The 15733-nt window shown below is 41.9% G+C and carries 13 protein-coding genes; 2 read left to right on the forward strand and 11 right to left on the reverse strand.

What is annotated here, in order from left to right; genetic code table 11:
* Positions 1–43: 43 nt before the first annotated feature.
* Together ACESPO_RS07050 and uxuA are read right to left on the reverse strand one after the other, a co-directional pair.
* Entirely contained in the window at positions 44–1657 is a 1614-nt protein-coding gene (locus ACESPO_RS07050; RefSeq protein WP_499788628.1) for a mannitol dehydrogenase family protein, read from the reverse strand.
* A gap of 1 nt (position 1658) precedes the next feature.
* The gene (uxuA, locus tag ACESPO_RS07055; protein WP_009263429.1) at positions 1659–2726 is read right to left on the reverse strand and encodes a mannonate dehydratase; all 1068 of its coding nucleotides are present in this window, start codon (positions 2724–2726) and stop codon (positions 1659–1661) included.
* Between the two features lie 177 nt (positions 2727–2903).
* On the opposite strand from uxuA, the gene ACESPO_RS07060 reads away from it, so the two are divergent.
* Complete coding sequence (locus ACESPO_RS07060; protein WP_008977200.1) at positions 2904–3782, forward strand: helix-turn-helix transcriptional regulator; 879 nt, start codon at positions 2904–2906, stop codon at positions 3780–3782.
* A gap of 49 nt (positions 3783–3831) precedes the next feature.
* On the opposite strand, the gene ACESPO_RS07065 is transcribed toward ACESPO_RS07060, so the two are convergent.
* Positions 3832–5421, reverse strand: coding sequence for a DEAD/DEAH box helicase (locus ACESPO_RS07065; RefSeq protein ID WP_499788629.1), 1590 nt, complete (start codon positions 5419–5421; stop codon positions 3832–3834).
* 309 nt (positions 5422–5730) lie between these two features.
* Here ACESPO_RS07065 and trhA point away from each other — a divergent pair, with 309 nt between their 5' ends.
* A complete protein-coding gene (gene trhA, locus ACESPO_RS07070) occupies positions 5731–6387 on the forward strand; it encodes a PAQR family membrane homeostasis protein TrhA (protein ID WP_009263431.1) in 657 nt (218 codons plus the stop codon).
* A 57-nt stretch (positions 6388–6444) separates the two neighbouring features.
* On the opposite strand, the gene ACESPO_RS07075 is transcribed toward trhA, so the two are convergent.
* The 8 genes from ACESPO_RS07075 to ACESPO_RS07110 form a co-directional block, all read right to left on the reverse strand.
* Positions 6445–7356, reverse strand: coding sequence for a DUF4340 domain-containing protein (locus ACESPO_RS07075; protein WP_009263440.1), 912 nt, complete (start codon positions 7354–7356; stop codon positions 6445–6447).
* A gap of 13 nt (positions 7357–7369) precedes the next feature.
* On the reverse strand, positions 7370–8749 hold the full coding sequence (locus ACESPO_RS07080) for a Gldg family protein (RefSeq protein ID WP_499788630.1): 1380 nt from the start codon (positions 8747–8749) through the stop codon (positions 7370–7372).
* Positions 8750–8761: 12 nt separating this feature from the next.
* Positions 8762–9628 (reverse strand): ABC transporter permease, encoded by an 867-nt coding sequence (locus ACESPO_RS07085; protein ID WP_009263442.1) that lies wholly within the window; start codon positions 9626–9628, stop codon positions 8762–8764.
* Positions 9612–10727, reverse strand: a complete 1116-nt coding sequence (locus ACESPO_RS07090; RefSeq protein ID WP_499788631.1) for an ABC transporter ATP-binding protein — start codon at positions 10725–10727, stop codon at positions 9612–9614. Before ACESPO_RS07090 ends, ACESPO_RS07085 begins: the two co-directional genes overlap by 17 nt.
* 201 nt (positions 10728–10928) lie before the next feature.
* Complete coding sequence (locus ACESPO_RS07095) at positions 10929–11165, reverse strand: GIY-YIG nuclease family protein (RefSeq protein WP_499788632.1); 237 nt, start codon at positions 11163–11165, stop codon at positions 10929–10931.
* Positions 11166–11276: 111 nt separating this feature from the next.
* Entirely contained in the window at positions 11277–12065 is a 789-nt protein-coding gene (locus ACESPO_RS07100) for a M23 family metallopeptidase (RefSeq protein ID WP_270602152.1), read from the reverse strand.
* 42 nt (positions 12066–12107) lie between these two features.
* Complete coding sequence (locus tag ACESPO_RS07105; RefSeq protein WP_008977211.1) at positions 12108–13073, reverse strand: SpoIID/LytB domain-containing protein; 966 nt, start codon at positions 13071–13073, stop codon at positions 12108–12110.
* Between the two features lie 156 nt (positions 13074–13229).
* Positions 13230–15704 carry a glycogen/starch/alpha-glucan phosphorylase gene (locus tag ACESPO_RS07110; RefSeq protein ID WP_120105773.1) on the reverse strand — a complete coding sequence of 825 codons (2475 nt, stop codon included), beginning with the start codon at positions 15702–15704 and terminating at the stop codon, positions 13230–13232.
* Between the last annotated feature and the right edge of the window lie 29 nt (positions 15705–15733).

Consider the following 15733-nt stretch of genomic DNA (forward strand, 5'->3'; position numbering starts at 1 on the left):
CAAAGGACTTGAAAGGGTAAGCCCCTTCCAAGTCCTCTTTCTTTTATCTTACATATTTTTCCAATGTGTTTCTCACTGCACCGGTTCCTGCAAGCATTTCTTTCAAGTAACCACATACAGTTTCTGCCATGTTTACTTCGTACAAGTTCACACCAAAAATTGCTTTGTTTTCTAAGATCGGTCTTACAGAAGCTTCCACATCTGTCTCTTCTCCGAGTTTAAATCCTGCTACGTATGGACAAACTGTCTCAAGAAGCGGATCTGGGCTTAAGTCAAATGTTTTTCCATTGTCATCCACACCCATCAGATAACGGAGCCATCCTGCAAATACAAGTGGAATCAGTTTCAGATCTGCTGTATTTAAGCTCTCACCTGCCTCATATGCTTTGATCGTCTCACCGAAACGGATCGCAAGCTTCTGAGAAGTATCTGTTGCGATTCTCTGTGGAGTATCCGGCATAAACGGATTTGGAATACGCACATTTAAAACCGTATCAATAAATTCTTTCGGGTCAAGGATCCCCGGATTTACTACAACCGGAAGTCCTTCCACATATCCGATTCCCTCTACAAGTTTCTTTAATACTTCATCTTTCATTTCTTTAGAAATCAAGTCATATCCGAGCAGACATCCAAACACTGCCAGTGTTGTGTGAAGCGGATTTAAGCAAGTGCAGACTTTCATCTTTTCTACCTTGTCTACAGTCTCGCGTGTTGTAAACATCAGTCCGCCTTTTTCCAGTTCCGGTCTTCCGTTCGGGAATCTGTCTTCAATGACAAGGTACTCACACTCTTCTGCATTGACAAACGGCGCCACATAAGAATTCTTTGAAGTGATCACCGGCTCGAGTTCTTCCACCCCATCATTTTTTAAGATTTCTTCCACAGAACTGTCCGGACGAGGAGTAATCTTATCAATCATAGTCCACGGGAAGGAAACTTTGTCAGGATTTTCGATGTAAGCTACAAATCCCGCCTCAGCAACTCCATTTTTTACCCATGTCTCTGCAAATGTGTGTACTGCATCGTATAACTTTGTTCCGTTGTGGGAACAGTTGTCCATACTTACCATTGCCACCGGCTTTTCTCCTGCCTGGTATCTTGCATACAGAAGTGCAGATACTTTTCCGATATAACTTCTTGCCTTCTCAGGTCCTGCCACAAAATCCTCTGCGACATCTACAAGTGTTTCCCCTTTTCCATTTACAAGGCTGTATCCCTTCTCTGTAATTGTAAAACTTGCCATCTGAAGAGAATCTGTCGTGAAGATTTCTTTGAGTCTTCCAAAATCTGTCTCATTCTCAGAATCCAGTGCAAGAGATTCTGCAACACTTCCTACCACAGTTTTCTCTACACTGCCGTCTGCTTTTAATGTCACAAGAATGCTGTAATCATCGTGTGGGCGGTTCATTTTTTCTACGATTTCATAATCATATCCTTCCGCCACAACAATTCCTCTGTCAAGCACTCCTTCATTTAAGAGATTCTGTGCCACATTTGCCTGAAATGCACGGAAAAGATTCCCTGCTCCAAAGTGTACCCAATATGGTGCTTCTTTTGTGGCAGCCACCATTTGCTCGCGGTCAAACTGCGGAAGTCTATATCCTTTTTCCTCCCACTGTTTTCTATCTGCCAATCCATCTTTGCTTAACTGCATCCTATTTTGCCCCTTTCTCAATTGCTTCCCAAAGTCCGTTTAAGTAAGTTGCTCCAAGTGCTCTGTCATACAGTCCGTATCCAGGCATTGCCACTTCTCCCCAGATCATACGACCGTGATCTGGTCTGATCGGTCCTGTAAATCCGATTTCATAGAGTGCTTTCATAATTTCATACATATCAAATGTTCCGTCAGAAGAAAGGTGTGCAGCCTCCTCAAAATCTGTCGGAGAGTTGAATTTTAAGTTACGCACATGTGCAAAATGGATTCTTCCTTTCAGAGAGCGGATCATATCCGGAAGATCATTTTTTAAGTTTGTTCCATAAGATCCTGAGCAGAATGTCACACCATTGTGCGGGTTGTCTACCATACTCATCAATCTTAAGATATTTGTCTTATTGATGATAATTCTAGGAAGTCCAAATACGCTCCATGCAGGATCGTCCGGATGAATTGCCATGTTAATGTCGTATTTGTCACATACCGGCATAATTCTCTCCAGGAAATATTTGAGATTTTCAAATAATTTTTCATCATCAATATCTTTGTACATCTCAAACAGTTCTTTTACTTTCTCCATACGTTCCGGTTCCCATCCCGGCATCACTGTTCCGTTCATATCCCCGGCAATTGACTCAAACATGTTTTCCGGATTGATTGCATCTACTGCTTCCTGTGTATATGCAAGTACTGTAGATCCATCTGGTCTCATTCTTGCAAGCTCTGTTCTTGTCCAGTCAAATACCGGCATGAAGTTATAACATACAAGATGAATATCTTCCTGTCCGAGATTTTCCAGTGTCTCAATGTAATTATCGATGTATTTATCTCTGTCTGCCGCACCTGTCTTGATTGCATCGTGTACGTTGACACTTTCAATACCTGCTACATGAAGACCTGCTGCTTCTACTTCTGCCTTCATCTCGCGGATTCTCTCTCTGCTCCACACTTCTCCCGGTGTTGTGTCATATAATGTTGTGATAACTCCTGTCACACCCGGAATCTGGCGGATCTGCTGTAATGTTACTGTATCAAATTTTGAACCATACCATCTTAATGTCATTTCCATGATTTTCTTGTTTCCTTTCATTACCTCTTTTATTTGCGTTTCTTCTCTTCATCTTACAAAAAAACAACAAAAAGCACCATTGGCGTATTTGTTGTATACATTGCATTTCTTGTTGTTTTATAGTATTATAGCAAAATAAAACCAAAAAATCTCACCAAAAAGCAGAAAGGACGCCCTATGAAGAAAGAACTCCGCACACAGTTTCTTACACGCCAGCATATGGTATCAAAAGATTTTGAGATTTACTATTACAGTGACACAACTCTCTTAAAAGTAGAAAATCATGCTCACAATTACTATGAATTCTATTTTTTTCTGGAAGGTGATGTCAGTATCCAGATTGGTTCTGATATTTATCCAGTTCAATTTGGTGACATTATGCTGATTCCCCCGCACATTTACCACCACTCGATCATCCACAGTTCTAAAGTTCCTTACCGGAGATTTATCTTCTGGATCAGTCAGGAATATTGTAATTATCTTGCCCAGATTTCGCCGGATTATGTATATCTTATGCACCATGTGCAGGCAACACACACTTATCTGTACCACAATGACCGGGTATCCTTCAATGCAGTGCAGTCCAAAGCACTTCGCCTCATTGAGGAAATGCAGTCGGATAAATTCGGAAAAGAAGCCCAGATTCCGCTCTCCGTCAACGATTTGATCCTTCATCTGAACCGAATGATCTACGAACGTCTGCATCCTGCAAGACAACACGAAGGACTTGCCCTGTACCAGAACATCTCGCAGTATATTGAAGAGCATCTCAATGAAGACCTGTCGCTGGATCGCCTTGCGAGAGAATTTTATGTGAGTAAGTATCATATCGCCCATATCTTTAAAGACAGTATCGGAATCTCCGTGCACCAGTACATCACCAAAAAACGGTTAGACCAGTGCCGGGAGGCAATTCTTGGAAATATGAGCATTACTGAAATCTACCAGCTGTTCGGATTTCGGGATTACTCCAGTTTTTACCGGGCATTTAAAAAAGAATACGGAATCTCCCCGAAAGATTACCGGGATATGAATTCATTAATTCTGAATCATTAGATTTCCGCATTCTTCTTAATTTTTTCCTATTACTTTTTGTTCTTATTTTTTACTTTTGATTTGCCGGCTCGATCGCAATGGATTTTCCTTTAATCTTCACATTCTGCATTGCGTGAAGAACATCTCTTGCATACTCTCTCGGCACTTCTACAAATGTATATTTATCAAACATATCGATCGTTCCGATCAGTTTTCCAGGCATTCCACTTTCTCCTGCAAGCGCTCCGAGAATGTCTCCCGGTCTTGCTTTCTGCTTCTTCCCAATATTAATGAACAGTCGGACCATTCCCGGCTCTTCCGCTCCGGTATCTCCGAAGTCAAATTCATCTTCCGATTCATTTTCATCTTTCATTCCGGTGTACAATTTTAAAAATGCGGCCGCCATATCCATTGCTGTATAGTCAGAATCATTGACTTTCTCCTCGATTGCATTGATCATCATGGTCAGATCTTCTTTTTCGATCATCTTCTCAATCTCTTCCAATACATTGTCAATCTTTGTATTTGCGACATCGTTCAATGATGGTACTTTCTGCGCGCAAATCTTTGTCTTGCAGTAACGCTGGATTTCTTTCAATTTATATACTTCTTTCCCGGAGACAAAAGAAAAAGAACGTCCAACTCTTCCTGCTCGTCCGGTTCTTCCGATCCGGTGTACATAATACTCTTCATCCTGTGGCAGATCATAGTTAAATACTGCCTCCACTTCATCGACATCAATTCCTCTTGCAGCCACATCTGTCGCTACAAGGATATCTGTCTTTCCACTTCTAAATCCCTGCATTACACGGTCTCTCTGTGCCTGCTTCATATCTCCGTGAAGTCCTGCTGCAAAGTATCCGCGCCCTAAAAGTGCAGTTACAAGCAGATCTACCTGCTTCTTCGTATTACAGAAGATCACAGAAAGTTTCGGTGTATAAATGTCAAGCAGACGTGTCAGCACTTCTTCCTTATTCTTCGGTTTTACCTCATAGTAGAACTGTTCAATATTCGGCACAGTCAGTTCCTTTTTCGTCACTTTGATCACTTCCGCATTCTTCTGGAATTTCTTCGTAATCTCCATAATTGCCTTCGGCATCGTTGCGGAAAATAATACGGTCTGCCGCTCCTCTGGAACTCCTTCCAGAATCGTCTCGATATCCTCACGGAATCCCATATTCAGCATCTCATCCGCCTCATCTAAGATAACCGTATGCACCTGCTCCATTTTAATTGTCTTTCTTCTCATGTGGTCCATCACACGTCCCGGTGTTCCGATGATCAGCTGTGTTCCACTCTTCAAGGAACGAATCTGTTTTACAATTTCCTGCCCTCCATAAATTGGAAGTACTTTGATTCCATGCATATACTTTGCCAGATTCCGGATTTCCTCCGCCACCTGAATTGCAAGTTCTCTTGTCGGGCAGAGAACGATTCCCTGTAATTTCTTGTTCTTCGGATCAATTTTTTCCAGCATCGGAATTCCAAATGCGGCTGTCTTTCCTGTTCCTGTCTGTGCCTGTCCGATGATATCTTTTCCTGTCATCATAACCGGGATGGCTTTACTCTGAATCGGAGAAGCCTCCTCAAATCCCATATGTTTTACTGCTTTTTGAATCTCCGGGCAGATTCCAAGCTCTTCAAATCTTAATGTTTCCATTATTTGTTTCCTTTCCGTTCTTTCTGTATTTATCTATCCTGTCATTCATACTTTATTGAAAAGTAATTTATGACTAATATTTCCTACATGCTATTTCTGTCCATAAAAATGAGGCTGGTGCAAAATGAACTTTGCAGCAACCCCACTCATAAAGTACACGTCTTCCATCATAACAGATGCTCTGAATTTTGTCTATCTTTTTCTTTTCCTCTTGCATTTTTGTAATAGAAGTAGTAATATCAACATATACTTAATGTAGTATTTAAAACTACTTATCGTTTTATTCATCATTGATCAGGAGGCATTCTTATGAAACAAAGACATTTAAAAGATCCCGGAAGCGCGATTACTCATTTTATCGCAATGCTGATGGCTATCTTTTCCGCAACACCATTGTTGATAAAAGCAGCTCACAAAGGAGATCCCATCTATGTGATTTCCCTCGCAATCTTCATTGGAAGTATGATCTTATTATACACCGCAAGCACCTTATATCACTCCCTTGATATTTCCGAGAAAGTGAATAAGCGTCTGAAAAAATTTGACCATATGATGATCTCTGTGCTGATTGCAGGAAGCTACACACCCATCTGCCTGATCACCTTAAAAGGACCTGTCGGCTATACCATGCTTACAATCGTGTGGGGCATTGCAATTCTCGGAATCCTTGTGAAAGCGTTTTGGGTAAACTGTCCGAAATGGTTCTCCTCGGTTCTGTATATCGGAATGGGATGGACCTGCGTTTTGGCATTCACAAAACTTCTTGACACAATGTCCCCAGGTGGATTTGGATGGCTTTTAGCCGGCGGAATCGTCTATACCATCGGAGGAATTATTTACGCACTGAAACTTCCAATCTTCAACACCAAGCATAGGAACTTCGGAAGTCATGAGATCTTTCATCTATTTGTGATGGGCGGAAGTGTCTGCCACTTTATCGTGATGTATGTGTTCCTATTAAGATAATCCATAAAAAAGAAGACCGGAAACTTTCTTCCAAGCTTTCAGTCTTCTTTTCATCTTTTATTCTCCTTTGTTCAGCATATTCTCTACGACTTCTTTTCCCATCTGGTAAACCATCTTAGATCCATCTAGCTGCACATAATAATATGACCCGCTCTCATCCAACTTACCAATATTCAATGTAAGTGTCTGCTCTTTCTTATCATCGTCTTCATACACTGCCTCGATTTTGATCTTTTCATTTTCCTCTAATCCATACGATGCCAATTTTTCATCTTTCACCGCATATTCCACACAAGTTCCAAATGATGCTGCTCCGAATCCTCCGGCAATCGCTGCCAAATCTTCTTTCTGGCTCTCCTCTTTGGAATCGTATACGGTCTGATTGCCATTTTCTGTGATCGTCACTTGCTTCAAGTTTGCACTTCCAATACTTGGCAGTGTTTCTTTCTGAAGGAAGTCATTCCATTCATAAGAAATTGTGTCCAAACTCGTCCCAGAGACGGTGTACACTTTTTCTTTATCATTCAGAGTCATATAATAATTTTCCTCCACTGCATTTCCAAAGTAAAGTGTAGTCTCTGTCCCTTCACTATCTTTCAAATGGATTGTGTATTTCGGGTTTTCCAGACCGTAATCGGAAAGCTGATCTGTCTCTTTTAGTTCCCTCACTGCTGTAAGATTTCCAAAGGCTGTTGCCATCGCATCAATATAGCTTTGTGCAACTGGAAACTCCTTGTCTTTTGTGTAATACCACACATCTTCATTCTTTGCAAATGCAAAATCATTTCCCTCATACTGATAAGAAATCTCCTGGAGATCCGAAATATCTGTCACGGTAACGGTATTCGCCTCAGCGGTCTCTGCTTCCTTCTGTTCCTGTTTTCGATTGTAACTTCCAAGTCCCAGATAAACAATGACAAGCACTGCCAGGGCGCCAGTCAAAATCAATAGTGATCTATGTTTCTTCATATACGCCCTCCTGCTATGCCTTTCTTCGTTTCATCCATCTTGCAAGTCCAGAGATCAGAATGATCGCCGGCACTCCAAAGATCATCAGCAGGCTGAATCCTCCGGCATACTGTACGGTATTATAGGTCACTGCAAGACTCTTTGGCTCAACCGCTGTATTTTCTACATCATCAAAATTACTTGTCACTGCATTCATAAACAATTTGAGGTTTTCTACCGTTGTAAAAGCATCTGTCAGCTGGCTATCGATCATCATCGGCGCTGAGATCACCGTCAGTCTTCCCTCATCCTCTGTCGCCACTGCACCAAGAATATATTCTCCCTGCTCCTGTTTATCCTCCGTTACTGCAAATCCATTCTCAGAAGTTGTCATAAATGGAGTAACACTGATCGTATCTCTTGCCGGATCTGTCTCAACCATTCCACGTGCATTCAAAAGCAGCACCATATTGCTTGACATTCCTTCCCCAAGTTCTCCAGAAGCATTGATTTCCGGGAAGAATGAATATGGATTTCCCTGGTACGCACGGTCCGTATCTGCAATATACCCATCTGCCATCTGAAGTCCGTATTCTTCCATAAATGTATCAAGATTTGGTGTCTCCTGATCTTCTGCACCAGAGATCAACATCATTTTTCCACCGTTTTTCAAATACTCAGAAAGTGTATTTTTTTCATCTTCTGTAATATCCGTGGTCGGTGCATACATAAACAAAAGATCACAGTCTTCCGGAATCTCACTATTCATCAGCAGATTTAGCTCTTCCATCGATAAATTTGCCTTCTCAAACAGCTCTGACAGGCTGGTAGATACTGTACTTTCTCCATGTCCACTCGTCCGGTAAATTTTCTTTGTCTCTTCACTTGTCACATAATTAACTGCGCTTGTGAGCTGTCCCTCCGCATCAAATTGTGACTCCTGCATCTGTCCAGTCATATAGTAAGAAGACTGATCATAGACGATAATGTCTGTAAATGAAATCGTTGTTGTCTTTTCTGTATCTGGACAGGATACCACGATTGTATTTGAAGATGTATCATACTCAGTCAGTGCCGCAGGATGAAGCACCGGATCGATCCACTCAACAGAAATTTTCCCCGACAATGCGGCATATTTGCTTAAAAATGTTTTGATTCTTTCATCTGTCGAAGATTTCTCCGCCAATACTTTTATTTCTACTTTTTTATCCAGTTTTTTCAGCATCTTTTTCGATGTATCTGTGATTTCATAGATTTGATTATCGCTGATGTCAATATTTCTCACAGACTCCGGGAGCCTTCCTGCGATGAGATTGATCACGATTACCACGGCAACTGCAACCGCTGTCAGCCCCAAACTGTACGCACCTCGTTTCGTATGAATCGTTCCAAATAGTTTTTTCAATTTTTCCACAATACTGCCCTCCTAACTCCAACGCCTTTTCTGAATTGTCTGCACGGTCAGAAAGACACATAGGAAAATCAAAGAAAAATAGAGTATCATTCCGCTGATGTCAACAATATGGGTAAATGCAATGTTTGTAAATGGCTCTGTCAGAATAAATTTTCCAAACAGATCTGGAAGCAGGTTATCAAACAGACTGGATTTTGCAAAATATGTTCCAATTGCTGCGGCAGCACCTAACACTTCCACGCCTGCTGCAATCACCCAGTTTTTCGTCATCTGATAAATACCGATGACCAGAACTGTCAGAATCACGAGAATCCCGATCAGACCTCCCATCGCCGACGTCGGCAGGAAGTCAACAAGTCCTTCCCACAAATACAGAATGAGAAGTACCCCAAATGTGCTGATTGCAGCAATGATCTGGCTCTCTGTCAGCGCAGATAAAAACATTCCAATTGCAATATAAACACATCCAAGAAGGAAAAATGCCAGAATTGCCATGTAATCAATGCCGATATGTGCTTCTCCCTGGCTTTCGATGATCAGTGGAAATACCGCATAGATTGCACATGGAACCGCAAAAACTGTAACCATTGCAAAATATTTTCCAAGCACGATCTGACTAAGACTTACCGGAGCTGTCAAAAGAAGTTGATCTGTTCTGCTTTTTTTCTCCTCCGCAAAGCATTTCATCGTAAGTACTGGGACTGCCACCAGCATAATAAAAAGTATAGAGTTTAGCGCATAAGAAAAATATGGATATCCCATATTCAGATTATACACCATGAAATAAATTCCGGTGATCGCTACAAGAAACGCTATAAATACATACCCGATCATAGAATCGAAATAGGATTTTAATTCTCTCTTATAAATCGCTTTCATCTTCTTCTCCTCCTTCCTCATTCGTAGAAACGCTCGGCTCTTCCGGAATCTCTATATCAGATTCCGTGTCGGGCTCGCTGTCAAACTTCCCGGTATGAAAGCCCAATTTCTTCTGCTCGGAGTCTCCTGTTTTCTCCTGCGTCAGTTTTAAGAAGACATCTTCCAATGTGATTCTTGACAGATTCAACTTCAGTAGTGCACAATGTTCCTCTGCAAATGTGTGAAAGAGTTTCTCCCTAATATCCGTCTGATCTACGGTCTTGATAAAAATATCCGTCGTTCCATCCTGTTGTTCCTTATAGTCTACCGTTTCAATCTCCTCTATTTTGCTAAGAATCTCTCTTACTCTTGTCTCTTCTGCTTTGGCTGTCAGTTCAATCGTTTCAGAACCATTTAAAAGCCGCTCCAGATTCTCAGGAGTATCACTTGCTACCAGCTTTCCATGCGCAATGATCATGACATAATCACAGACCGCCTGTACTTCCGCCAGAATGTGGGAACTCAAAATGATTGTATGATTTTTGGAAAGTTCCTTGATCAGCTCCCGTATCTCGATGATCTGTTTTGGATCCAGTCCGACCGTAGGTTCGTCTAAGATGATCACTTCCGGGAAGCCAAGAACTGCCTGTGCAAGCCCGACTCTCTGCTTGTATCCTTTTGACAGATTTTTAATCAGACGTCCTTCTACCTCCTCCAGCTTAACAAGCTTCAAGACGTGATCCACTTCTGATTTTCTATCTTTTTTCTTTACCTTTTTCAATTCTGCAGCAAAATCAAGATATTCTTTTACAGTCATATCCAGATACAGCGGCGGAATCTCAGGGAGATACCCGATGCTTTTCTTTGCTGCTTCCGGCTCCTCAAGAATATTATGCCCGTTGATGAGCACTTCTCCTTCCGTGGCGCCTAGATATCCCGTCATAATATTCATGGTTGTAGATTTTCCTGCACCATTTGGTCCGAGAAATCCATAGATCTGACCACTCTCCACTGTAAAGTTGAGATGGTCTACCGCCAGATGACTGCCATAGCGTTTTACCAGATTTTTAACTTCTATCAACTTTTTACCCTCCCGACAAAATGTGTTTCTCTGGATCATGCTTTCGACTTTCCTGAATGATTTCCGCATCCATTACGGAATACTTTTTACACTGCTGCCAAAAACACGCTCTGATTTTTTTATTCTATAAAAGAAACTCGTTGATTCTGTGACAGTTATGTGTTCATTCTGTGAAAAGCTCCGACATCTTTCAGCATCTTTTGTCTTTTTCCATTGGAAAATAAGAAAGAACCAACCCTCTCATCGGATCAGTTCTTCTTTTTCCTTCCGGCTCAGCCGCTTTATCGCATATTCCCTTTTCATCGCCTCTTCTTTTGTTTCAAATGCCTCATAATAGATAAGTGTGACCGGTCGTCTCGCCTTTGTATACTTCGCACCCCTGCCCTGATTATGTGCCTCCATGCGTCGGGTAAGATCGTTTGTCCAGCCGGTATAAAAGGTTCCGTCACTGCATTTTACAATGTATGTATAATTCATAGCTTTTTTCTCCCCTTCGTAATTTCATTTCCTTTATCAATATTATCACATAAAAGATCCCAAAGCAGTTTTGCAAAACTTTCTCTTCAGGATCTTTTCTTTTTCTGTTTTCTATTCGTATGCGATATGGTCCATTGGGTTGACTGGCTGTCCATCTTTTAACAGTTGGAAATATAAGTTTGGACCTTCTACGCTGTAATACTTTGTCGGTTCGCTCACATAGCCGATCACACTGTTTTCTGTCACATACTCTCCTGGCTGTACCGGTACTTCTTTGAGTTGTCCGTAAATGGCTGCATAACCATTCCCCATATCAATACTTACGGTTGTTCCGGTCTGTGCATTTGTATCGACCGCTGAGACTGTTCCTGCGGCTGCCGCTTTTACTTCTGCACCGACTTGACCACTGATCACTACGGCTGGATTATACTTATACTGATCAAGTGTGGCAAAATAAATGCTCTGATCCATGCTGTAATTCATAATCACATTTCCGTCTACCGGCCACAGAAGGGTGTCTTCCTCACTGAAATAAGCTGCTGTTCCCGCAGCTGCCGTCTGCTCTGCCCCTGCATCCGTCTGTGCCGGAGTTTCCTTCGCATGTTCCGTAGCTTCTCCTTCTTCCTGTTGTTCTTCTCCGTCGGAATTTTGCGCTGCTTCTTCCTGCTCTGGAAGTACGATTCTATCTGTGTTGGCGGCTTCCGACTGCTCTTTTTCTTCTGCCTCTCGCTCTTTTTCTTTCTGTTCTTCTTCGGCCTTGGCAAGCTGCTCTTTCATCTCACGTTTGTAGCTGCTGAATGTATAAGCCCCTACCAGTGCGACAACTGCGATAAAACATATTGCGATTGCTGCTGCCATGCCTTTTCCCTTCATTTGGAATGGCTCTTCATTTTTCTTCATCTTCATCACCTCTGACTTTATTTTTGCCAGAAAGCGATGTGCTTATTCCAATTTTAAAAATATTTCCCCGCCATCTTTTAACTGCGCACCTTCATAAAAATATTGAAGGATTTCTTCGTATCCTTTTCCTTCTTTTGCCATCTGATTTGCTGTATACTGACTCATACCGACTCCGTGCCCGATTCCACCGGAAGTAATTTGCAGTTTTCCTTTCTGCTCCTGAAAAGAAAAATGACTGGAAGGTAATTCCAATGCTTCCCGAAATTCTTCTCCGGTGCAGGTTGCCTGACCAATCCGCACAGTTGTCACATATCCCGCCGCATCCGTTCCCTGTATTTCAAAATCATCAAATGTTGCTTTTTTGTCTTCTTTTGTCTCTTCGGGATTTTCTACTGCGGTTAAAAACTTGCGGCATTTTTCTTTTACTTTATGATATGGCAGCACACACTCCTGAAGCTGTTCTTTCGCCTCCAGATCCTTTGGACAATCTCTTGCCGGAAGATATGGATACGACTCGCTTCCAAATGCTTCCTGCCCGCTTCTCGTCTTTCCTGCACTCAGTTTGTGATATGGCAGCATTACATATTGATCCTGATACTGCAAAATCATTTGATCCGTTTCCTGCACTGCCCTTTTCAAATTCTCCTTGCAGGTTTCTGTCTCTTCCCCCCACTCCTGCTCCAGCTCTTCCATACTATAAAAATCATCGGTGAAAATGGTCTTTCTGTCATGGTCTAATTTCTCATAAAAACCAGATCGAAGAATCACCGCCTGCGCCTTCAGCGCTTCCAGTTCCGAATCGGCTGCCATCTCTTTTGCAAGAACTCCTGCGAGATATTTCTCCCACACAATTTCCTCGACTCTCGTCCCTACCTGCACCTTTACATAGTCTTCCTTTACGCGGCTGCTTGTTTTGATGTGGGCGCCATTCATAAAAAGTGTCACCACATATGGCAACAAAAATATAATGACCAACAGTGAAAATAATTCTCTGGCTTTTCTTCGCATCTCTTCGTCCCTCCTCTACAATGTATGGAGAGATTATGGAAACTATACCGTCATCTTTTATGAAATATGGAAAAAAGGAAGCTGCCGCTTCACGATTTATTAATCGCCAAAGCGGCAGCACCAAAAAATTACTCTATTCTGATTTCCAATCCATTTTTACAGCCTTGGATCCGGCTTCACTGTCACTTTTTTCAATTTCCATATATCTGCAACGTACTCTTCGATCGTTCTGTCAGACGTAAACTTTCCGCAGGACGCTGTGTTTAACAATGCCATCTTTGCCCACCTGTCCTGATCGCGGTATGCCGCTTCCACACGCTTCTGGGCTTCTGCATAAGAACGGAAGTCTTTGAGGATAAAATAGGTATCTGCTCTGTCACTGCTCTTTGTATTTAACAATGAGTTGTACAGATCACGGTACAGTTCATGATCTCCATTTGCATAAGTTCCGTCCACAAGCTGGTCAACAACTCTTTTTAACTCCCAGTCACTGTTGTAAATATCCATTGGCTGATAACCGCCATTGTTCTCGTAATTAATGACTTCGTCTGAACTGAGACCAAAGATAAATGCATTTTCCATTCCAACTTCATCCACGATCTCTACATTGGCACCGTCCATGGTTCCAAGTGTCGGGGCACCATTTAACATAAATTTCATATTTCCGGTTCCCGATGCTTCTTTCGAAGCGGTAGAAATCTGCTCGCTGACATCCGCAGCTGCAAAGATCAGTTCCGCATTTGAGACACGGTAATCTTCGATAAAGACAACTTTAATCTTTCCATTGATACTTCTGTCATTATTGATCACATCCGCCACAGAGTTGATCAGTTTGATCGTCTGTTTTGCACGCTTATATCCGGCTGCCGCCTTTGCCCCAAAAATAAAAGTTCTTGGATAGAAGGTAATCTCCGGATGCTCTTTCATCTGATTGTACAGATACATTACATGAAGAATATTTAACAGCTGACGTTTATACTCATGAAGTCTCTTAACCTGTACATCAAAGATTGATTCTGGGTCCACTTCAATCCCGTTATGCTCTTTGATATATTTTGCAAGACGGATTTTATTTTGATATTTGATCTCCATAAATTCTTTTCTTGCTTTCGGATCATCTGCCAGCGGTTTTAATTTTGCCATCTCGGAGAGATCTGTGATCCACTTATCTCCGATATGTTCTGTCACCCAGTCTGCAAGCAGTGGGTTTCCATGCAGTAAGAATCGTCTCTGTGTGATTCCGTTTGTTTTATTATTAAATTTCTCAGGCATCATCTCATAGAAATCTTTCAGCTCTTCGTGTTTTAAGATCTCTGTATGAAGCTTTGCAACACCATTGACAGAAAATCCTGCAACAATTGCAAGGTGTGCCATTTTTACCTGTCCATCATAGAGAATTGCCATTTTTCTGACTTTCTCTTCATTTCCCGGATACATCTGGCGCACTTTTTCTACGAAACGGCGGTTGATCTCTTCTACAATCTGATATACTCGCGGAAGCAATCTGGAGAACAGATCGATCGGCCATTTCTCAAGCGCCTCAGACATGATCGTATGGTTTGTGTATGCACAACATTTTGTTGTAACATTCCATGCATCATCCCAGCTTAATCCTTCCTCATCCATCAGAAGACGCATCAACTCTGCAACCGCTACAGTCGGGTGAGTGTCGTTCATCTGGAAGATCACTTTCTCATGCAGACGGCGAATATCATCATTGGAGCGTTTGTATTTATCAATGGCTTCCTGAAGACTTGCAGAGATGAAGAAATACTGCTGTTTCAAACGTAATTCTTTTCCCGCATAATGATTATCGTTTGGATAAAGCACCTCTACAATTGTTTTTGCAAGATTTTCCTGCTCCACAGCTTTGTGGTATTCCCCACGATCAAAAGAGTCTAAACGGAAAGAGGTGATTGCTTTCGCATCCCAGATCCGCAGTGTATTTACTACATTATTTCCATAACCGACGATTGGCATGTCGTATGGAATTGCAAGCACGGACTCAAAATTCTCCTGGATAAATTCATCTCTTCCAGTCTCGTAATTGTGCTGCATACGGATCGTACCGCCGAAGCGGACTTCCTTTGCATATTCGTCCCTGCGAATTTCAAATGGGTTCCCGTTTTGCAACCAATTATCCGGTGTCTCTACCTGATACCCATTTTTAATTTTTTGTTTGAACATTCCGTAATGATAACGGATCCCACATCCATATGCAGGATAGCCAAGAGAAGTAAGAGAGTCCAGAAAGCAGGCTGCAAGACGTCCCAATCCACCATTTCCAAGGGCCGCATCCGGCTCCTGATCTTCCACTGCATTCAAATCGATTCCCATTTCTTCCAGAGCCTCTTTCACATCCTGATAAGCAGTTAAATTGATCAGGTTATTTCCGAGTGCCCTTCCCATCAAAAATTCCATCGACAGATAATACACTGTCTTTGGTGATTCTTTTTCGTATACTTCCTGAGTCGCAAGCCAGTTGTCAATAATATATTCTTTTACAGCATAAGACACCGCCTGAAATGTCTGCTGCGGTGTTGCCTCATCTATCGTTCTTCTATACAAAGTCTTCACATTGTTCTTGACTTCTTTTTTAAACGCTTCTTTATCAAACTTAAAATCCGACACTTTCTCTCTCCTCTCTCTTTTATCCCCGC

Origin of the sequence: Coprococcus sp. HPP0074 (genome assembly GCF_964238105.1) — a bacterium.
GTDB lineage: Bacteria > Bacillota > Clostridia > Lachnospirales > Lachnospiraceae > Faecalimonas > Faecalimonas umbilicata.